Genomic DNA, 19,749 nt, shown 5'->3' with positions numbered 1-19,749 from the left:
GGAGCCAAGAGTGGTCATGCGTAGCAGCCCCCTGCCGAGGATGAGCCGACGCGGACGCGTCACGATCGGGGTGCTGATCGGGGTGTTCGTGCTCTTCACCCTGTTGGGCTGGGGGGTGCAGGCCTGGACCGACTGGCTCTGGTTCGACGAGGTCCGCTACACCCAGGTGTTCACCGGGGTGCTCACCACCCGGGTGCTGCTCTTCCTCGTCGTCGGCCTCGCCATGGCGGTGATCGTCGGCGGCAACCTGTGGCTGGCCCACCGGCTGCGGCCCCGGCTGCGCCCGCACTCGCTGGAGCAGGCCACCCTGGAGCGGTACCGGATGGTGCTCGGCCCCCGGCTCGGCCTGTGGATCAGCCTGGTCGCCGTGGTGGTCGGGCTCTTCGCCGGGCTCTCGGCGCAGAGCCGGTGGAACCAGTGGCTGCTGTTCCGCAACGGCGGCGACTTCGGCGTCAAGGACCCCGAGTTCGGCATCGACATCGGCTTCTACGTCTTCCAGTTGCCGTTCTGGCGCTACGTGCTCGGCGTCGGCTTCACCGCCGTCGTGCTCGCCCTGCTCGGCGCGCTGGCCGTGCACTACATCTTCGGCGGCGTGCGGCTGCAGGGCGTCGGGGACCGGATGACCAACGCCGCGCGGGCCCACCTGAGCACGCTCGTGGCGGTCTTCGTCCTGCTCAAGGCCGTCGCGTACGTGCTGGACCGGCGCTCCATGCTGCTGGACTACAACGAGGGGGCGAAGCTCTACGGCGCCGGGTACGCCGACATCAACGCCCTGCTGCCGGCCAAGGAGATCCTCGCCTACATCTCGGTCGTGGTGGCCATCGCGATCATCGTGTTCTCCAACGCGGTGATGCGGAACCTGGTCTGGCCGGGCATCTCGCTGGCCCTGCTCGGCGTCTCCGCGGTCGCCATCGGCGGCATCTACCCCTGGGCGGTGCAGACCTTCGAGGTCAAGCCGAGCGCCAAGGACAAGGAGGCCCGGTACATCGAGCGCGCCATCGGGGCCACCCGGTCGGCGTTCGGGCTGGCCGACACGAAGAACTCGCCGTACGCGGCGAGCAACCTCGTTCCACCGGGGACCCTGGCCACCGACACCTCCGTGGTGCCGAACGTGCGGCTGCTCGACCCGCAGCTCGTCTCCGAGACGTACACCCAGCTCCAGCAGGTCCGGGGCTTCTACGACTTCGGCCCCAAACTGGACATCGACCGGTACGCCGTGTCCGGCAAGACCTCCGACTACGTGGTCGGGGTCCGGGAGGTCAACTACAACGAGCTGACCGACCAGCAGAACACCTGGATCAACCGGCACACCGTCTACACCCACGGCTACGGCCTGGTCGCCGCTCCGGCCAACCAGGTGGTCTGCGGCGGTCAGCCGTACTTCGTCTCGGGCTTCCTCGGCGAGAAGACCCAGGAGGCGTGCTCCTCGCAGGTCGAGCAGATCCCGGCCAGCCAGCCGCGCATCTACTACGGCGAGCGGATGGGCCCGGACGACTACGCGATCGTCGGGCAGGCGAACCCGGAGCGGAACGCGGAGTTCGACCGGCCGACCCAGACCGGCGGCGAGCAGTACTACACCTACACCGGTGAGGGTGGCGTCGAGATCGGCTCGTTCACCCGCCGGCTGCTGTACGCGATCAAGCAGCAGGAGTCGAACTTCTTGCTCTCCGAGGCGGTCAACGACAACTCGAAGCTGCTCTACGTGCGTAACCCCCGGGACCGGGTGGAGAAGGTCGCGCCGTTCCTCACCGTCGACGGCGACCCGTACCCGGCGGTGGTCGGTGGCCGGGTGCAGTGGATCGTCGACGGCTACACGACGGCCGCGACCTACCCGTACGCCGAGCGGGTGAACCTCCAGGCCGAGACGACCGACGAGCTGACCGGACGGGGCACGTTCCAGCTCGCCCGGGAGAACGTCAACTACATCCGCAACTCGGTCAAGGCCACGGTCGACGCGTACGACGGCACGGTCCGGCTGTACGAGTTCGACCAGACGGACCCGGTGCTGAAGGCGTGGAACAAGGCGTTCGGCGGTGACCTGGTGCTGCCCAACGACAAGATCCCGGCCGAGCTGCGGGAGCACCTCCGCTACCCGGCCGACCTGTTCAAGGTGCAGCGCAACCTGCTGACCAAGTTCCACGTCACCGCCCCGGGCGACTTCTACTCGGCGCAGGACTTCTGGCAGGTGCCGAACGTGCCGGACAACCCGGACGGCGGGCAGAAGCAGCCGCCGTTCTACCTGTGGACCCAGTTCCCCGGCCAGGACGCGCCGCGCTTCCAGCTCACCTCGGCGGTCACCCCGAACGGCCGGCAGAACCTCGCCGCGCTGATCTCCGGCTCGTACGTGGACGGCAAGCCGCAGTTGGAGGTGCTGGAGCTGCCGGACCAGACCCGGATCTCCGGCCCGGTGCAGGTGCACCAGCAGATGACCAACAACGCCAACATCCGGCAGCAGCTCAACCTGCTCTCCTCGAACCAGGCCCAGGTGCAGTACGGCAACCTGCTCTCGCTGCCGTTCGGCAACGGGATGCTCTACGTCGAGCCGGTGTACGTGAAGAGCAACCAGCAGGACGCGTACCCGCTGCTGCAGAAGGTGCTGCTGTCGTACGGCGACGGCGGTTCGTACGTGGTGCTGGCCAACAACATCACCGACGGCATCAAGCAGCTCGTCGAGCAGGGCAAGGAGGCCGCCCAGGGTGGCACCCCGCCGTCCGGCGGCACGCCGCCGCCCAGCGGCGGGAGCAACGCGCCGCCGCTGACGGGCGAGCTGGCCGAGGCCGCGGGCAAGGTGCAGGCGGCCATCGCCGAGGTCAAGGCCGCGCAGACGTCCGGTGACTTCGAGCGGTACGGCCGGGCGCTCAAGGCCCTGGACGACGCGATGACCGCGTTCCAGCGGGCGCAGCAGGCGGCCACGCCGGCCTCGCCGGCGCCGGGCGTCTCGCCGAGCGGCAGTCCCGCCCCGTCGCCCTCGGCGGGCGGCTGACCTGCGCGGAGCCGCCCGGGTGGGGCCGTTTTGCGGTCCGCCCGGGCGGTGCGCTAGGGTTAACCAGTCGACGCGGGGTGGAGCAGCTCGGTAGCTCGCTGGGCTCATAACCCAGAGGTCGCAGGTTCAAATCCTGTCCCCGCTACTCGTCGGAAAGGCCCCGGAGGTTACTCCGGGGCCTTTCGCGTTGCCGGGAGGGTTCGGGCCTCGGCGCTCGACCCGGGCTCCTCCGCCTGCGATGCCCGGCACGGCGGCTGCGCTGTTCGGCACCGTGCCGGATGTGGAGGGCTGCCCGGCGCCCGGAGGTGTGACGCGACGCCCCCGTGGGTGGTCTCATCCGCCCGACCCGGGGGGCCGGCTGATCTCCGCCCAGGGGGTGCGCTAAGCTTTAGAAGCCGACGCGGGGTGGAGCAGCTCGGTAGCTCGCTGGGCTCATAACCCAGAGGTCGCAGGTTCAAATCCTGTCCCCGCTACGAGCCAGAAGGGCCCGGAGGAAACTCCGGGCCCTTCTGCTTTTCCCATTCTCCCGCCCGCCGGCCGGCTTCCGGCGTCGCTGTCCGGGTCGGCCTTCCTGGTCCCGCCCGGGTTCCGGTTCCTGTTCGCGACCGGTCTCCCCCGTCCTGGGGCGGCGCGTCCGGAGGATGCCGGTGAATCCGGTCCGTCCGGGTGCCGCTGTTGCGCCGCTCGGCGAGGATGGGGGGCATGTCTTCATTGAACAAGTGGTGGGGCCGGCTGAGCGCGGTCCTCGGTGCGGTCGTGTTGTCGGTCTTCGTCCCGGTCGCGGCCTGGGCGTCCACCGGTCCCGGTGAGCTGGTGGTCGAGGCCGCCAGGAAACGCCGTGGCGGTGGCGGCTTCCTGGGGCTGCTCTGCTGCCTCGTCGTCGTCGGCGGAATCGTGTTACTGGTGCTGATGCTGATGCGCAACCGGCGCAACCGGCCGCCACGCTGACCGGTTCGCGCTGATCGGGTGGGGCCGACCCGTCACGCTCGGGGCGGCGGGTCGGGTCACTCGGCCAGCGCGGCGTTGGCCTGGGCGATGAACCGGGACGTTGCCGTGCGGATGCCGGAGCGGCCGGAGAGGACCCCTTCAGCCGTGGCGACGAGCAGGGCCCGCACCCGGGCGTGCCCCTTCGGGGGTGGGCTGGGCGCGGGGCCGAGGGCGTCGGCGAGGGACTCGGCGAGGGCGGCGGCCCGCTGCTGTCCGGCGTCGGTGACGCTCTCCTTGACGTACCGGCGGTTGGCGAGGTTCGGGTTGACCCCCCGCTCCTGGCCCAGGGCCACGCCCGCCTCCATGTTCGTGGTGAGGAAGTTGATCACTTCCGCCACCACGTCGGGTCGCCGCGTGCCACGGAACGCCGCCCAGTACATCGACGCCCGGGCCCACTGCGCGCCAGGCGGGCCGGGGAACGCGGCCAGGGCCAGCTCGTCGTCGGTGTAGCGCTGAAGCTCGGGAAGCTGGTGGGCCCACGCGAACGAGGCGGCCGTGTGCCCGGTCACCACCAACTGGCGGCTCGGCTCGCCGCTGTCGGCCTGGTCGACCAGGGCGGCGCTCGGGGTGGCCCGACGGGTCCGGGCGGTCTGCCACAGCTCGAACCAGTCGACCAGGTCGGCCGCGGTGAAGCCGAGCTGCCGGCCCTGGTACAGCTCGCCACCCCGGGACCGCAGCCAGAGCCAGAGCGCCCGGTGGTCCCCGGACGGGTCCATCGTGCCGGCCACCCGGTCGTCGGCCGCCCGGGTGACCCGCGCAGCCCAGTCGACGTACTCCTGCCAGGACATCCCGGTGCGGGGCTCCGGGACCTTCAGCCGGCGCAGCAGGGCGCGGTTGTAGACCACGGCGGCGGTGGTCTGGGCCGCCGCCACGCCCACGGTGCGGCCGTCGACCTCGCCGTAGCGGACCAGGCCCGGGGAGAGCCCGCGCAGGTCGAGCCGGTTGTCGGCGACGTACCCGCCGAGGTCGAGCAGGATGCCCCGCCGGGCGTACTCGGTGAGGACGGTGTCGTCGACCTGGATCAGGTCGGGCACGTTCCCGCCGGCCGCCTGGGTGGCCAGCCGGTCGTAGTAGCCGTCGAGGCCCTGCCAGGTGACCCGGAAACTGACCCGGGGGTTGCGCGCGGAGTAGAGCCGTAGCGCCTTCTCGGTCAGCTCGGCCCGCTTCGTGCTGCCGTACCAGAAGACGGAGAGCTCGATCAGCCCGTCGTCGACGGGTGTCTCCTCCGCGTCGCCGCACCCGGTCAGGCCGGTCGCCGCGAGCGGCGCCCCGAACAGCGCCCCCAGCAGTCGCCGGCGGCCCGGGTCGGCGCCGGCGTGGGGGAGCGGGGGACGGGCGGTGGGCACGGGGATTCTCCTGGGCGTCCGGCGGGCGGTCGGACCATTTACACAGCCGGCGCGGGCGGGTGTCAACGGCCGTCCGGCCGGGATCGGGCCGAGGCGACCCGGAGATCGACCGGCATCGCCGGGCGGCTCGTCGGCCCGTTCCGCCCGGCGTCCCTCGGCGTGCGGTTGCATCGCCCGGGAGACCAGGGCCAGGGCTCGCGCGGACGGCCCGAGATCCCGGGCCGGCCGGCTGCGGCCGGTGGACCCTCCCGGGTGGCCGGCCCGGCCGTTTCGGGGGCCGTGGTGTACTAGGCCGCGTGGAACTTCTGCACTCGGGCAAGGTCCGGGACGTCTACGCCGACGGCGACGACCTGATCCTGGTCGCCTCGGACCGGATCTCGATCTACGACGTGGTGCTGCCGACCCCCGTACCGGACAAGGGCCGGTTGCTGACCGCGCTGTCGCTGTGGTGGTTCGAGCAGCTCGCCGACCTGGTGCCGAACCACGTCGTCTCCGCCACCGACGTGCCGGCGGAGTTCGCCGGCCGGGCGATCCGCTGCCGGCGGCTGGAGATGGTCCCGGTCGAGTGCGTCGCCCGGGGGTACCTGACCGGCGGCGGCCTCACCGAGTACGAGCGCACCGGCGCGGTCTCCGGCGTCGAGCTGCCCCGCGGGCTGGTCGAGGCGTCGATCCTGCCCGAGCCGATCTTCACCCCGTCGACGAAGGCGCCCAAGGGCGAGCACGACGAGCCGATCACCTACCAGCAGGTGGCGGACAAGGTCGGCGCGGAGACCGCCGGGCGGCTGCGGCAGATCACCATCGACGTCTACTGCCGTGGTGCCGAGCTCGCCGCCGAGCGGGGCATCCTGGTCGCCGACACCAAGATCGAGCTGGGCTGGGCGGCGGACGGCACGCTGGTCCTCGGCGACGAGGTGCTCACCTCCGACTCGTCCCGGTTCTGGCCGGCCGAGTCGTACCAGCCGGGCCGGGCGCAGTTCTCCTACGACAAGCAGTACGTCCGGGACTGGGCGACCGGCGGCGGCTGGGACAGGCAGCCGCCGGCCCCCGAGGTGCCCGCCGAGGTGATCGAGGCGACCCGGGCCCGCTACGTCGAGGTCTACGAGAAGCTCACCGGTAGCACCTGGGCCTGACGGCGACCCGGAGCCCGTTCCGCCGCTCCTGCTCGGTCAGTCTTCCCAGTCGAGGGTGCGCTGTACGGCCTTGCGCCACTGGCGCAGCTCCCGCTCGCGGTGCTCCGCGTCCATGGCGGAGGTCCACTGGGCGTCGGAGCGCCACTGGGCACGCAGGGTGGCCAGGTCCGGCCAGAAGCCGACGGCGAGCCCGGCCGCGTACGCGGCGCCGAGGCAGGTGGTCTCGGTGATCCGGGAGCGGACCACCGGCACGTCCAGCACGTCGGCGAGGAACTGCATCAGCAGGCCGTTCGCGGTCATGCCGCCGTCCACCCGCAGCCGGCGCAGCGCCACGTCCGAGTCGGCGTTCATCGCGTCGACCACCTCGCGGGTCTGCCAGGCGGACGCCTCCAGCGCCGCCCGGGCCAGGTGCCCCTTGGTGATGTAGCCGGTCAGCCCGGCGATCACCCCGCGCGCGTCGCTGCGCCAGTGCGGGGCGAACAGCCCGGAGAACGCCGGCACCACGTAGCAGCCGCCGTTGTCGTCGACCGTGCGGGCCAGGTCCTCCACCTCCGCGGCGGTGGCGATCAGCCCGAGGTTGTCCCGCAGCCACTGCACCAGCGAGCCGGTGACCGCGATCGCCCCCTCCAGGGCGTACGCGGCCGGCTGGCCGTCGATCCGGTACGCCACCGTGGTCAGCAGGCCGTGCGTCGAGGTGACCGGGCTGGCCCCGGTGTTCAGCAGCAGGAAGCTGCCGGTGCCGTAGGTGCACTTCGCCTCGCCCGGCTGGAAGCAGGTCTGCCCGAACAGGGCGGCCTGCTGGTCGCCGAGGGCGCTGGCCACCGGCACCCCGGCGAGCAGCCCGTCGGCGGTGCCGTACACCTCGGCCGAGGAGCGGATCTCCGGCAGCATCGCCGCCGGCACGCCGAGCGCGTCGAGCAACTCCGGATCCCAGTCGAGGGTCGCAAGGTCCATCAGCATGGTCCGGCTCGCGTTGGTCACGTCGGTGACGTGCCGGCCGGTCAGCTTCCAGATCAGCCAGCTGTCCATGGTGCCGAACAGCACCTCGCCCCGCTCGGCGCGCTCACGCAGCCCGTCGACGTGGTCGAGCAGCCAGCGCAGCTTCGGGCCGGCGAAGTAGGTGGCCAGGGTGAGCCCGGTGCGGGCGCGCAGCCGCTCCTCGCCGTACGCGTCGGCCAGCGCGCGCAGCTGCGGCCCGGTGCGGGTGTCCTGCCAGACGATGGCGTGCGCGACCGGGCGGCCGGTGGCCCGGTCCCAGACCACGGTGGTCTCCCGCTGGTTGGTGATGCCGACCGCCGCCAGCCCCTCCGGGCCAATGCCGGCGGCGTCCAGCGCCTCCTGCACCACGAGCTGGACGTTGTCCCAGATCTCCTCGGCGTCGTGCTCCACCCAGCCGGGCCGGGGGAAGATCTGCCGGTGCTCGCGCTGGGCCACGGCGACGATCTCCCCGGCCCGGTCGAACACGATGCACCGCGAGGAGGTGGTGCCCTGGTCGATGGCGGCGACGTACTCTCCGGTCACGGCAGCACCGTACCCGGCCGGCCGCGCGTCCGCCGGCCACCACCGGCCGTACGATCAGTCAACGTGCGCGACATCGCCGTTTTCAGTGGAACTGCCCATCCCGACCTCGCCGCCGAGATCTGTGCCCATCTCGGGGTGCCGCTGCACCCCGTGCGGGTGTCCCGGTTCGCCAACGACTGCCTGGAGGTGCAGCTGCAGGCGAACTGCCGGGAACGGGACGTCTTCCTGATCCAGCCTCTGGTGCCGCCGGTGCAGGAGAACCTGGTCGAGCTGCTGCTCATGATCGACGCGGCCCGGGGCGCGTCGGCCGGCCGGATCACGGTGGTGCTGCCGCACTACGCGTACGCCCGGTCGGACAAGAAGGACGCGCCGCGCATCTCGATCGGCGGTCGGCTGGTCGCGGACCTGCTCACCTCGGCCGGCGCGAACCGGGTGCTGGCGATGACCCTGCACTCGCCGCAGGTGCACGGGTTCTTCAGCGTCCCGGTGGACCACCTGCACGCGCTGCGCGAGCTGGCCGGCCACTTCCAGCGGTACGACCTGAGCAACACCGTGGTGGTCTCGCCCGACCTGGGCAACGCGAAGGAGGCCGCCGCCTTCGCCCGGATGCTCGGCACCCCGGTCGCGGCCGGCGCGAAGCAGCGGTTCAGCGACGACCTGGTCAAGATCAGCACCGTGATCGGTGAGGTGGCGGACCGGGACGTGATCGTGCTCGACGACGAGATCGCCAAGGGCAGCACGGTGATCGAGCTGATGGCCCACCTGCGCGAGCTGAAGGTCCGCTCGATCCGGCTGGCCTGCACCCACGGCCTCTTCTCCAGCGGCGCGTTGGACCGGCTCAGCGGGCAGGACGGGGTGCTGGAGATCGTCTGCACGAACACGGTGCCGATCCCGGCGGAGAAGCGGGTGCCCAAGCTGGAGGTGCTCTCGGTCGCGCCGGCGCTGGCCGAGGCGATGCGTCGGATTCACAACGGGGAGTCGGTCAGCGCGCTCTTCGGCTGAGCCGGCGCGGCGTCCGGGCCGTCCCGTCGCGGCCCCGGCGTCCGCCGGTCCCGGGGCCAGGCCCGGCGTCCGCCCGGCCCGGCCCGGCCCGGCCCGGTGGCGTGCCGGCGCGGGTCAGCCCCCGGCGCGCCGGAGGGCGCCGAGGGTGGCGCTGATCCGGACCGTGGTGCCGGCCGTGCCGGTCTCGACCTCCATGGCGTCGCTCAGCTCGCGGGCCAGCCAGAGGCCCCAGCCACCGGCGGTGTCGGGCGCGGGGCGGTCGCGGTCGTCGAGCCGTCGGACGCTGATTCCCCGCCCGTGGTCGGCGACCTCGCAGACCAGCCGCTCCGGGTGGCGCCACATCCGCAGCCAGCCCTGCCCGCCGCCGTGGCGTACCGCGTTGGTGATCAGCTCGTTGACCGCCAGCACGAAGTCGTCGAGGCGCTGCCCGTCCAGGCCGGCCGCGTGCGCGCAGGAGGTGACCGAGTGACGCAGCTCGGTCACCTGTGCCTGCTCGAAGGCCTCGGCGATCAGGGGGGAAGTGTCGATGGGCACAACCGTACGCGGTGCGGGCAGTTCTACGTTCGTCATGGCCCCGTCCGGGGGTGGGTCGCGGACCTGATTTGCGGCTTTTCCACCGTACGCCAGGATTGGTGGTCGCGCATCCGCCACCTCTGCGGGCCCCGTGCCGGGCTGTGGCATCGTGACGGGCGTGCCGTCGCCGCCCGGTGGATTCGAGGTCCCGCTCTGGCGGGCCGTAGCGGTGTTCCGGTTCGCGGCCCTGGCGTACGTCGGCCTGCTGGCCCTGCGCGACGCCGACCGGTACGCGCACCCGGTGCCGGCCGGGGTGCTCCTGCTCGCGATGCTCGGCTGGACGGTGACCACCGCGTACGGCTACGCCCGCCCGGCCCGGCGGCGCTGGCCGCTGCTGGTGGCCGACCTCGCGGTCGTGCTCGGGGTCCTGCTGGTCAGCCCGTGGGTGCAGGGGCGGTCGGCGCTCGCCACCGGCGCGCCCAGCCTCGCGGTGGTCTGGCTGGCCGGTCCGGTGCTCGCCTGGGCGGTCTCCGGCGGCCGGCGCCGGGGCACGGTGGCCGCGCTGCTGGTCGGCGGGGTCGACCTGGCGACCCGGGACCGGATCGGCCAGTCCACCTTCACCGGGGCGATCCTGCTGCTGCTGGCCGGCGCGGTGGTCGGCCACGTCGCCCGGCTCGCGGTGACGGCCGAGCAGCGGCTGCACCGGGCGGTGGAGCTGGAGGCGGCCACCCGGGAACGGGAGCGACTGGCCCGGGACATCCACGACTCGGTGCTCCAGGTGCTCGCGCTGGTGCAGCGGCGCGGCGCGCACCTCGACGGGGAGGCCGGCGAGCTGGCCCGGCTGGCCGGGGAGCAGGAGGCCGCCCTGCGTGCCCTGATCGGGCGGGCGGGCGTCGTCGGTCCGGCCGGGGACGGGAACACCCGCGACCTGCGGGCCATGCTCGACCGGTACGCCTCGGCGACGGTCGCGGTCTCCGCGCCGGCCACTCCGGTGCCGCTGCCCGGGTGGGTGGCCGCCGAGCTGGCAGCCGCCGTCGGCGCGGCGCTGGACAACGTGACCCGGCACGCCGGCGGGCGGGCCTGGGTGCTGATCGAGGACGAGGGGGAGAAGGTGACCGTCTCGGTACGCGACGAGGGGCCGGGGATCTCGGCGGGCCGGCTGGCCGAGGCTGCGGCGCAGGGGCGGCTGGGAGTGGCGCAGTCCATCCGGGGACGGCTAGCCGACCTGGGGGGCGAGGCGCGGATCGTCTCCACCGCCGGTGCGGGGACCGAGATCGAACTGAGCGTGCCGAGGAGTGGGCGATGAGCACCGGCGTCCGGGTGATGGTGGTCGACGACCACCCGATGTGGCGTGAGGGGGTGGCCCGCGACCTCACCGAGGCCGGGCACCTGGTGGTCGCGACCAGCGGGGAGGGGCGGCAGGCCGTCCGCGTGGCCGCCGCGGCCCGGCCCGACGTGGTCGTGCTCGACCTGCAACTCCCGGACATCTCCGGCGTCGAGGTGATCCGCGGCCTGCGCGCCGTGCTGCCCGAGGTGCGCGTGCTGATGCTGTCGGCCAGCGGCGAGCCGCAGAGCGTGCTGGACGCGGTGAAGGCCGGCGCCACCGGCTACCTGGTCAAGTCGGCCGCCCCGGCCGAGTTCCTGGACGCGGTGCGCCGGACGGCGGCCGGCGAACCGGTCTTCACGCCAGGCCTGGCGGGGCTGGTGCTGGGGGAGTACCGGCGGCTGGCGGTCGGACCGGCGACCCCGGACGCCGCCGCGCCCCGGCTGACCGACCGGGAGACCGAGGTGCTGCGGCTGGTCGCCAAGGGGATGTCGTACAAGCAGATCGCCGAGCGGCTCCGGCTTTCCCACCGGACGGTGCAGAACCACGTGCAGAGCACGCTCGGCAAGCTCCAACTCCACAACCGCGTCGAGCTGACCCGCTACGCCATCGAGCGGGGGCTGGACGACTGACTGCCCGAGGCCGCGGCAGTGCGGTCCCGCCGGCGCGTTCCGGCGGTCCGCGCTAGTGCGAGTCGGGCGGGCGGGTCTCGTGGACCGCCAGCTCCTCGGCCGTCGCCCCGCCGCCGGCCGACCCGGCGTCGTACGCGACGTTGTCGGGCTCCAGGTCGGTGTGCGACCCCTCGTCCGGTTCGACCAGCCGGCCGACCTGGGCGTCGGCGGCGCCGAGCTGGCCGTGGTCGTACAGGGAGACGGGGGAGTGCGGGTCCGAGGTGGGCCCCGGGTTGAGCACGTCGGCGTCGAGCTGCGCCTGGGCGGCCTGCTCCTCGCTGTCCGCCTCGGCCGCGATGCCCGGGTCGACCGGGGCCGCCAGCGGGTCGTCGGCGGGGCGCTCGTAGCTCTCCCGCTGGAGCTTGTAGTCCAGCGACTCGCCGTCGAGCTGCTCCTCGGCGGTGGTGCCGAACCGGTCCACCGCCACCGGCGTGCGGTCCCCGGGCAGCTGGGCCGGCTCCGGGCCGTCCGCCTCCCGGCCGGTCAGGACGTCGTCGTTGGCCGTCGAGTCGTCGTCGGCGGTGTCGGGCAGGCCCTCGGCCTCGGGATCGGAAACGGGGGTCGGGTACTCGTTGTCGCGCATGGCTGATCACTACCCGCTGCCCACCGCCCGTAACCGACGCCCCCGCCCGATCTCCCCTGCCAGGCCCGCCCCGCACCCGTCGATCACGGAGTCGAATCGCCCCTGCAAAAGCCGCTAAACGGTGTAGATGGGGGGATGCAGGACGGCCCAGACGAGCTTGCCGTCGGGCAGGAGGGTGCTGCCCCAGCGCTGGGCCACGGTGTCGATCAGCAGCATGCCCCGGCCGCCCGCCGTGTCCACCGGGGCGAACCCGCGGTACGACGGCTGCTGCCGGGAGTGGTCGCGTACGCCGATGTGCAACGTGTCGCCGTGGGGTGCCAGCCGGACGGTCATCCCGGTGCGGGCGTGTGCGACCACGTTGTTGACCATCTCGGTCGCCGCGATGCAGCCCACCTCGGCCAGGGCGTCGATCCCCCATCGGGCGCAGCCGTTGGTCACCAGCATCCGGACCTGCCGCGCGGCCCCGACGACCGGGGCCAGTTCCGTGGTGGCCGCCGCGGTCATCGGGGCCCGGGCCAGCGCCGCCATCGCCTCGTCGAGGGTCGAGCACACCGCCAGCCCGTCGCCGGCCGTCGCCTCGCCGGGGTCGAGGACCAGCACGTCCGCCGCCGGCCAGTCGGCGATCTCGCGGCGTACCTCGGCGAAGACCCGTCGGGCGGCGGGATCGGCCACCCGCAGCCGGGACAGGTCGACCACCACCGGGCCGGGCCGCTCGCAGAGCCGCAGGAGCAGCGCGTCGCGCACGGCGCCGGTGGCGGCCGAATCGAGCACGCCGGACAGCCGGAGCAAGCCGGACGACTCGTCCGTCTCCACCAGGCAGCGCACGTCGGTCGGCATGACCGCCCCATTCTGCACGTCGGTGGTGTCGCGCGCATCCGGTCGGTCGGGGCGGTTCATCAGCGATCCGTCCGGGCCCGGCGGTTCATCGCCGCCATCGTGCCGACCGCGGTGCCGGCGGCGGCGAGCCCGAACGCGGCGGTCATCCGGACGAGTTGCCGCCGCCGGCCGTGCCACCCGCCGTCCCGCTCGGCCGCCGCGTCGGCGGTGAAGACGTTGCCGGTGCTGTCCAGCCGGCCGGCGGGCCCGAACTGGGTGCGGTGGGCGTACCAGCCGAGGACCCGCTCGGCCAGCGCCGGGGCGAGCCGCCACTGCGCGCCGATCAGCCGGGCGGCGCCCCCGGCGTACGCCTCCCGGCGGGGCCGGCGCAGCACCCGCACGATGGTCTCGGCCACCACCTCGGGTGGGTACACCGGTGGCGGCGGCACCAGCTCCCGGCCGGTGTGGTTGGCGGCGTGCCGGAAGAACGGGGTGTCGATGGTGGCCGGCAGCACCGTACAGACCGAGATGTTGCCCCGCCCGGTGACCCGGAGCTCCTGCCGGACCGTGTCAGCCAGCCCTCGGATCCCGTGCTTGGTGGCGTTGTACGCCGACTGGTAGGGCATCGCCACCTCGGCCAGCACGGAGGCGTTGTTGACCAGCACCCCGCCGCCGGCCGCATCGAGGTACGGCAGGGCGGCCTTCATCCCGTACACGGCCCCGAGCAGGTTCACCTCCAGCACCCGGCTGAACTCCCGGACGGGAATCTCGTCGAAGAGGCCCACCGCGCTGACCGCCGCGTTGTTGACCCAGGCGTCGATGCGGCCGAACTCCTCCGCCGCGCGGGCCGCGAGGCGTTCGACGGCCACCGGGTCCGTGACGTCCGTGGGTACGGCCAGCGCCCGGCCGCCCAACGCGCGGCAGCGGGACGCCACCCGCTCCAGCGCCTCCTCGCTGCGGGCCGCCAGCACCACGGCCGCGCCGCGACGGGCCAGCGCGTACGCGGTCGCCGTGCCGATGCCGCTGGAGGCGCCGGTGAGCACGACGCTCGCGTCATCGAGACTGCGGGTGAGAGGCATTCCTCGCCCGTACCCTCGGCGGGCCCGCTCATGCCGCCGAGCCTGGTCGAATAGCGGCCACGCCCTGGCCCGACCCCGGCCCGACCGGTCGTACGTTTCCGACTTGCCAGGTTTCGCACCCGGGGGTCGCGGTTAATGGGACCCTCTGACCGGGAGGACCCACCAGCTCGGGAAACGCGTGGAGGTGACCCATGCGCGTCGGCCTAGTGTGCGCGCATTCCGGACCGTCGCGGGCCGTCGACGGTCCGGTCGTCGGCACGCGCGAGCACATCGCGCGGGTCGCCGCCGAACTGGCCGGCCGGGGCCACGACGTGCACGTGTACGAGCGCCTCGACGATCCGGCGCTGCCGGCGACGCTGGAGCGGGACGGCTACCGGGTGGAGCGGGCCGCCGTCGGCCCGGCCGCCCTGACGCCCACCGCCGAGTTGGTTCCGCACGTGGCCGAGTTCGGCCGCTGGCTGGCCGACCGGTGGTCCGGCGAGTGGGCCCCCGACGTGGTGCACGGGCACTACTGGGTCGGCGGGCTGGCCGCCGCGCAGGCCGTACGGGAGACCGACATCCCGGTCGTGCAGACCTTCCACTCCCTCGGCGTGGAGCAGCTTCGCCACCTCGGCCCCCAGTACGACGGCCCGGGCACCCGGATCCCGCTGGAGCGGGCCCTGACCCGGGCGGTGGACATCGCGGTCGCCCAGTGCAACGACGAGGTCGACGAGCTGACCCGGATGGGGCTGCAACGCACCTCGGTGGCGATGGTGCCCGCCGGGGTGGACATCGAGCACTTCCACCCCGACGGGGAGGCGGCCCCGCGCGACCAGCGCCCCCGGATCCTCTCCGTCGGCGGCCTGTCGCCCGGGCACGGGCAGGAGGACCTGATCCGCGCGATGCGGCTGGTCGGCGACGCCGAGCTGGTGATCGCCGGTGGGCCGCCGGTCGACCAGCTCACGCACCACGCCGAGGCCCGCCGCCTGCGTGAGCTGGCCGAGCGCACCGGCGTGGCCGACCAGGTGAAGCTCGTCGGCGCGGTGCCGCACGACCAGATGGCCACCTGGTACCGCTCGGCCGACGTGGTGGCCTGCACCCCGCGCTACTCCTCGGCCGGCCGGGTGTCGCTGGAGGCGATGGCGTGCGGCGTGCCGGTCGTCGGGTACGCCATGGGCGGCATCGCCGACGCCGTGGTCGACGAGGTCACCGGGAAGCTGGTGCCGCCCGGCGACGTCCGGGCCCTGGGGGTGACCCTGCGCCGTCTGCTCGCCGACAACGCCGGCAGGTTCGCCTACGGGCACGCCGCGGTGGACCGGGTGCGGTGCAGCTACACCTGGGAGCGGACGGCCGGCGCGCTGGAGCGGCTCTACGAGCGGGTCGTCGGCCGACGCCGGCCGGTCGAGGCGGCGTAGCGGCCAGGGCGGCTGCTCAGCGGCGGGGGCCGGGGCGTGGCTGGCTCAGCGGCGGGGGCCGGGCCGGGGCGCTGCTGCTCAGCGGCGGGGGTGGACCGGGGCGGCAGCGGGCAGTATCGCCCGGTCGCGTTCCCGAACCACCTTGTGGTGGTGCTGTGGCTCGGCGTACCTGGTCAGGCCGATCACCGCGGCCAGCGTGGTCAGGAAGCCGAGCGCGGCCAGCCACTCCCGGCCGGGCCAGATCTTGTCGTTGAGCAGCAGCAGCCCCACGATCGCGGCGGGCACCGCCCCGGCCGCGTCCATCGCGGCGACCGCCGCCGTGGTCGAGCCGCGCTGCATGGCCAGGCCGAGCAGCAGTTGGCCGACCACCGAGTGGGCCACCAGCAGGTAGAGCAGCGGGTCGCGGACGAACCCCTCCACGCTCGTCACGGCGGCCAGCGGGCGGGCGGCCACCGCGGCGGCCGAGAAGGCCAGCCCGGCCAGCGAGCCGAGCGCCACCGACCCGGGTGCGCCGTGCAGCCGTACCGCGAAGAAGCTGACCACGGCGATCACCGCCAGGGCCACGGCCAGCGCGGCCAGGCCGGCGGTGCCGAGCGGCCCGGACTGGGCCGGCTGCGCCGACAGGACCAGCCCCGCGATCCCGGCGAAGAGCAACACCAGCAGCCCCACCTCGGCGGTGGGCAGCCGCCACTTCAGCACCAGCACGCCGAGGATGGCGGTCACCCCCAGCCCGGCCGCCACGCTCGCCTGGACCAGGAACAGCGGCAGGTCCCGCCGGGCCAGGAAGGCCAGCACGAAGCCGCCCACCTGGCAGGCCACGCCGATCAGGTACGTGCGGTGGCCGGCCAGCCGCAGCAGCAGCCCGGGATCGAAGTTGTGGTGCAGGGTGGTCCGCGCCGCGGCGACGGACTGCAGGAGGTTGGCGATGCCGTACGCGACGATCATCGCCGCGAGGAAGCACCAACCGGAGGACACCACCTGGCGAGGATAGAGGCTGACGGCGCTCAGCGCGCGGGGGGCCGACCCAGCCTCGCGAGGACGTCGGCGTGCAGCGACCCATTGCTGGCCACCGCGCTGTGCTCCCCGGATGCCTCGCCACCGGGCGCGGGCCGGCCGGTCAGGTCGGTGATCGTCCCACCCGCCTCGGTGACGATCGGCACCAGCGCGGCGACGTCCCACAGGGACAGCTCCGGCTCGACCATCACGTCCAGCGCCCCCTCGGCCAGCAGCATGTAGCCGTAGAAGTCGCCGTACGCCCGGCTGCGCCAGGTGTCCCGCATGAGCTGGAGCACCGGCTCCAGCAGGCCGGCGTCCTCCCAGCCGGACAGGGACGAGTAGCAGAAGCTGGCATCGGCGAGCCGGCCCACCCCGGAGACCCGGATCGGGGTGCCGTGCGCGGCGTCTGGGCCGGCGTACGCGCCCTCGCCGACCGCACCCCACCAGCGCCGGCCCAGGGCCGGGGCGGAGACCAGCCCGAGCACCGGCCGGTCCCCCTCCAGCAGGGCGATCAGGGTGGCCCAGATCGGCACCCCCCGGACGAAGTTCTTGGTCCCGTCGATCGGGTCGAGCACCCAGCGCCGCCCGTCGGGCCCGGCGGCGGGCTGCTCGCCGTACTCCTCGCCGAGCAGGCCGTCGCCGGGGCGCCGCTCGGCCAGCACCGCGCGGATCTCCCGCTCGACGGCCGTGTCGGCGTCGGAGACCGGGGTCAGGTCCGGCTTCGTCTCGACCCGCAGGTCGAGGGCGCGGAACCGGGCCGCTGAGATGGTGTCCGCCCGGTCGGCGAGCAGGTGGGCGAGGGCGAGGTCGTCGGCGTACCCGGTCATGCCGGAGACGGTAACGGCGGCCGGGTCGTGCCCCGTCGCGCGGGTCGCGCCCGGCTCGCGGCTCACGATCCGGCGAGCGGGTCGCCGGGGTTGCGCTGGTCGGGCTCGCGCGCGTCGCCCTCCCCGGACCGGGAGGCCAACAGCCTGCGGTACGAGGCCAGTCGGCGGGTGTCGGCCTTGCCGGCGGCCACCCAGGCGGCCAGCGCGCAGTCGGCCTCGTCGGCGGTGTGCTGGCAGTTCACCGGGCAGTCGACCGTCCCCTCCACCAGGTCGGGGAAGCCGTGCAGCAGGCTGTTCGCCGAGACGTGCGCCAGCCCGAAGCTGCGTACCCCGGGGGTGTCGACGATCCAGCCCGGGTCGGCGCCGGCCGCGCCGGACCGGAGTGCGCCCGGGCGGGGCGGCAGCCGCAGGACCACCGCGCTGGTCGAGGTGTGCCGGCCCCGGCCGATCGCGCTGACCACGCCCACCGCCCGGTCGGCGTCCGGGACGAGGCGGTTGACCAGCGTCGACTTGCCCACCCCGGAGTGTCCGACCATGACCGACACCCGGCCGGCCAGCAAATCGCGCAGCGCGTCGAGGTCGGAGTCGGGCCGGATCAGCACGTACGGCAGCTCCAGCTCGGCGTAGTACCCGAGCACCTGCTCGGGGCCGGCCAGGTCGGCCTTGGTCAGGCAGAGCAGCGGCTCGATGTCCGCGTCGTACGCGGCCACCAGGCAGCGGTCGATGAACCCGGTGCGCGGCGGCGGGTCGGCCAGCGCGCTGACGATCACGAGTTGGTCGGCGTTGGCCACCACGACCCGCTCCAGCCGCCCCTCGGCGGTGGTCTCGTCGTCGTCGGCGGTGCGCCGCAGCACCGAGCTGCGCTCGGCGATCCGGACGATCCGCGCCAGCGCCCCGGCCGCCCCGGAGGTGTCGCCGACCAGGCCCACCCGGTCGCCCACCACCACGGACTTGCGGCCCAGCTCCCGGGCCCGCATCGCGGTGACGAGCGGGGCGTCCGGGCCGGGGTCGGGCAGCACGCAGGTGTAACGGCCCCGGTCGACGGCGATCACGAAACCGTCGACGGCGTCGGCGTGTTGGGGCCTCGTCCGGGTGCGTGGGCGCGAGGACTTTCCGGGCCGGACCCGCACGTCGTCCTCGTCGTACTCCCGCCGTTTGGTCGTCAGGACGTCCCCCCGCCGTGTCAGCTCTTTCCGGTCACCATCGCCGACCATAGCGCCGGGAACTCCGGCATGGTCTTCGAGGTGCACGACACGTCGTCAAGTTCGACGCCGGGGACGGCGAGCCCGGTCACCGCGGCGGCGTGCGCCATCCGGTGGTCGTGGTACGTGCGGAACATTCCGCCGTGCAACGGGCGGGGGCGGATCTCCAGCCCGTCGGCGGACTCGGCGATGTCCGCGCCGAGGCCGGCGAACTCGCGGGCGAGCGCGGCGATGCGGTCGGTCTCGTGCCCCCGGATGTGCGCGACGCCGGTGAATCGGGACGGCGAGTCGGCGAGCATGGCGAGCGCGGTCAGCGCCGGGGTCAGCTCGCTGACGTCGGAGAGGTCGGCGTCGATCCCGTGCACCGTGCCGGTGCCGCGTACGGTCAGGCCGGTGGTGGTGAGGGTCACCTCGCCGCCCATCCGGGACAGCAGGGCGCGGAGCTGCTCGACCGGCTGGGCGCTGCTGCGTGGCCAGCCCCGCAGCGTCACCTCACCGCCGGTGATCAGCGCGGCGGCGAAGAACGGCACCGCACCCGAGAGGTCCGGCTCGATCTCCCAGCCCCGCCCGGTCAGCGGTCCCGGTTCGACGGCCCAGACGTCTGCGACGCTGTCGTCGACGGCCGCCCCGGCGGCCCGGAGCATCTGCACGGTCATCCGCAGGTGCGGCGCGGACGGGACCGGCGGGCCGACGTGCCGGACCACCACACCCCGGTCGAAGCGGGGAGCGGCGAGCAGCAGGCCGGAGACGAGCTGGCTGGAGGCGGAGGCGTCGATCACCACCTCGCCGCCGGTCACCCGGCCGGCGCCGAACACGGTCAGCGGCAGGCTGCCGCTGGCCGGGGTGTCGACCCGCACCCCGAGGGCGCGCAGCGCCCCGATCAGCGGGCCGAGCGGCCGGGTGCGGGCGTGCGGGTCGCCGTCGAAGGTGACCCGCCCGTCGGCGAGACCGGCGACGGGCGGCACGAACCGCATGATGGTGCCGGCCAGGCCGACGTCGACGTGCGCCGGGCCGGCGAGCGGGTGCGGCCGGACCAGCCACCGGTCGTCGTCCGCGATCGACATGTGCGCGCCGAGTGCCCGTAGCCCGCCGGCCATCAGCTCGGTGTCCCGCGCCCGCAGTGGCCCGGCCAGCGTGGATGGACCGCTGGCCAGCGCGCTGAGCACCAGCGCGCGGGCGGTCATCGACTTGGAGCCGGGCAGCCGCAGCGTGGCCACCACCGGGTCGGACGCGGTCGGAGCGGTCCACGGCCTCAGCGGCCGGGTCGCGGTCGGAATCCCCACGGCTCACATTCTGCCGCCTCCCGGCCCCGATGCGACGGGCCGGCGGGTCCGCTCCCGGTTGGCGGGACAGCCGAACGCGCCGCGGGACGTTA

17 protein-coding genes and 2 tRNA genes are annotated in these 19,749 nt (G+C 74.0%); 9 read left to right on the top strand and 10 right to left on the bottom strand.

From position 1 onward, the window contains the following. Positions 1–10 precede the first annotated feature (10 nt). From ACQPZO_RS25930 to ACQPZO_RS25915, 4 genes are all read left to right on the top strand, one after another. The gene (locus ACQPZO_RS25930) at positions 11–2,983 is read left to right on the top strand and encodes a UPF0182 family membrane protein (RefSeq protein WP_433344555.1); all 2,973 of its coding nucleotides are present in this window, start codon (positions 11–13) and stop codon (positions 2,981–2,983) included. A 71-nt stretch (positions 2,984–3,054) separates the two neighbouring features. Further along, positions 3,055–3,128, top strand: a tRNA-Met gene (locus tag ACQPZO_RS25925). Between the two features lie 254 nt (positions 3,129–3,382). Continuing rightward, positions 3,383–3,456 (top strand) — tRNA-Met (locus ACQPZO_RS25920). A 229-nt stretch (positions 3,457–3,685) separates the two neighbouring features. Beyond that, positions 3,686–3,931 carry a hypothetical protein gene (locus tag ACQPZO_RS25915; protein WP_433344554.1) on the top strand — a complete coding sequence of 82 codons (246 nt, stop codon included), beginning with the start codon at positions 3,686–3,688 and terminating at the stop codon, positions 3,929–3,931. Positions 3,932–3,987: 56 nt separating this feature from the next. Here ACQPZO_RS25915 and ACQPZO_RS25910 read toward each other — a convergent pair whose 3' ends face one another. Beyond that, a complete protein-coding gene (locus tag ACQPZO_RS25910) occupies positions 3,988–5,316 on the bottom strand; it encodes an ABC transporter substrate-binding protein (protein WP_433344553.1) in 1,329 nt (442 codons plus the stop codon). Between the two features lie 296 nt (positions 5,317–5,612). Between ACQPZO_RS25910 and ACQPZO_RS25905 the strand changes: the two genes are divergently transcribed. Beyond that, a complete protein-coding gene (locus ACQPZO_RS25905) occupies positions 5,613–6,446 on the top strand; it encodes a phosphoribosylaminoimidazolesuccinocarboxamide synthase (protein ID WP_433344552.1) in 834 nt (277 codons plus the stop codon). A 36-nt stretch (positions 6,447–6,482) separates the two neighbouring features. Here the strand turns inward: ACQPZO_RS25905 and glpK are convergent, their stop codons facing one another. Beyond that, on the bottom strand, positions 6,483–7,967 hold the full coding sequence (glpK, locus tag ACQPZO_RS25900; protein WP_433344551.1) for a glycerol kinase GlpK: 1,485 nt from the start codon (positions 7,965–7,967) through the stop codon (positions 6,483–6,485). Between the two features lie 63 nt (positions 7,968–8,030). Between glpK and ACQPZO_RS25895 the strand changes: the two genes are divergently transcribed. Then, positions 8,031–8,969: a ribose-phosphate diphosphokinase gene (locus ACQPZO_RS25895; protein WP_405104856.1), complete on the top strand. Its 939-nt coding sequence runs from the start codon at positions 8,031–8,033 to the stop codon at positions 8,967–8,969. A 114-nt stretch (positions 8,970–9,083) separates the two neighbouring features. Here ACQPZO_RS25895 and ACQPZO_RS25890 read toward each other — a convergent pair whose 3' ends face one another. Further along, the gene (locus ACQPZO_RS25890; protein ID WP_433344550.1) at positions 9,084–9,539 is read right to left on the bottom strand and encodes an ATP-binding protein; all 456 of its coding nucleotides are present in this window, start codon (positions 9,537–9,539) and stop codon (positions 9,084–9,086) included. A 121-nt stretch (positions 9,540–9,660) separates the two neighbouring features. Here ACQPZO_RS25890 and macS point away from each other — a divergent pair, with 121 nt between their 5' ends. Both macS and ACQPZO_RS25880 read left to right on the top strand, forming a co-directional pair. After that, positions 9,661–10,788: a MacS family sensor histidine kinase gene (macS, locus tag ACQPZO_RS25885; RefSeq protein ID WP_433344549.1), complete on the top strand. Its 1,128-nt coding sequence runs from the start codon at positions 9,661–9,663 to the stop codon at positions 10,786–10,788. Continuing rightward, the gene (locus tag ACQPZO_RS25880; protein ID WP_433344548.1) at positions 10,785–11,438 is read left to right on the top strand and encodes a response regulator; all 654 of its coding nucleotides are present in this window, start codon (positions 10,785–10,787) and stop codon (positions 11,436–11,438) included. The genes macS and ACQPZO_RS25880 overlap by 4 nt, the downstream gene beginning before the upstream one ends. A gap of 52 nt (positions 11,439–11,490) precedes the next feature. On the opposite strand, the gene ACQPZO_RS25875 is transcribed toward ACQPZO_RS25880, so the two are convergent. The 3 genes from ACQPZO_RS25875 to ACQPZO_RS25865 all read right to left on the bottom strand — a co-directional run bounded on the left by ACQPZO_RS25875 (position 11,491) and on the right by ACQPZO_RS25865 (position 13,955). Next, positions 11,491–12,060 (bottom strand): DUF5709 domain-containing protein, encoded by a 570-nt coding sequence (locus ACQPZO_RS25875; protein WP_433344547.1) that lies wholly within the window; start codon positions 12,058–12,060, stop codon positions 11,491–11,493. 114 nt (positions 12,061–12,174) lie between these two features. Then, entirely contained in the window at positions 12,175–12,957 is a 783-nt protein-coding gene (locus tag ACQPZO_RS25870) for an ATP-binding protein (RefSeq protein ID WP_433344546.1), read from the bottom strand. After that, complete coding sequence (locus tag ACQPZO_RS25865; protein WP_433344545.1) at positions 12,957–13,955, bottom strand: SDR family oxidoreductase; 999 nt, start codon at positions 13,953–13,955, stop codon at positions 12,957–12,959. The genes ACQPZO_RS25870 and ACQPZO_RS25865 overlap by 1 nt, the downstream gene beginning before the upstream one ends. 191 nt (positions 13,956–14,146) lie before the next feature. On the opposite strand from ACQPZO_RS25865, the gene ACQPZO_RS25860 reads away from it, so the two are divergent. Further along, the gene (locus tag ACQPZO_RS25860; protein WP_433344544.1) at positions 14,147–15,349 is read left to right on the top strand and encodes a glycosyltransferase; all 1,203 of its coding nucleotides are present in this window, start codon (positions 14,147–14,149) and stop codon (positions 15,347–15,349) included. A 78-nt stretch (positions 15,350–15,427) separates the two neighbouring features. On the opposite strand, the gene ACQPZO_RS25855 is transcribed toward ACQPZO_RS25860, so the two are convergent. The 4 genes from ACQPZO_RS25855 to aroA all read right to left on the bottom strand — a co-directional run bounded on the left by ACQPZO_RS25855 (position 15,428) and on the right by aroA (position 19,657). Continuing rightward, positions 15,428–16,294, bottom strand: a complete 867-nt coding sequence (locus ACQPZO_RS25855) for a hypothetical protein (protein ID WP_433351261.1) — start codon at positions 16,292–16,294, stop codon at positions 15,428–15,430. 59 nt (positions 16,295–16,353) lie between these two features. Beyond that, entirely contained in the window at positions 16,354–17,172 is an 819-nt protein-coding gene (gene hisN / locus ACQPZO_RS25850; protein WP_433344543.1) for a histidinol-phosphatase, read from the bottom strand. Positions 17,173–17,234: 62 nt separating this feature from the next. Beyond that, positions 17,235–18,386 (bottom strand): ribosome small subunit-dependent GTPase A, encoded by a 1,152-nt coding sequence (rsgA, locus tag ACQPZO_RS25845; protein ID WP_433344542.1) that lies wholly within the window; start codon positions 18,384–18,386, stop codon positions 17,235–17,237. After that, positions 18,356–19,657 carry a 3-phosphoshikimate 1-carboxyvinyltransferase gene (gene aroA / locus ACQPZO_RS25840; protein WP_433344541.1) on the bottom strand — a complete coding sequence of 434 codons (1,302 nt, stop codon included), beginning with the start codon at positions 19,655–19,657 and terminating at the stop codon, positions 18,356–18,358. Before aroA ends, rsgA begins: the two co-directional genes overlap by 31 nt. Between the last annotated feature and the right edge of the window lie 92 nt (positions 19,658–19,749).

This window comes from Micromonospora sp. CA-111912 (genome assembly GCF_050948415.1).
In the GTDB taxonomy this organism is placed as follows: Bacteria; Actinomycetota; Actinomycetes; order Mycobacteriales; family Micromonosporaceae; genus Micromonospora.
This window is presented reverse-complemented; position numbering and strand designations above follow the sequence as displayed.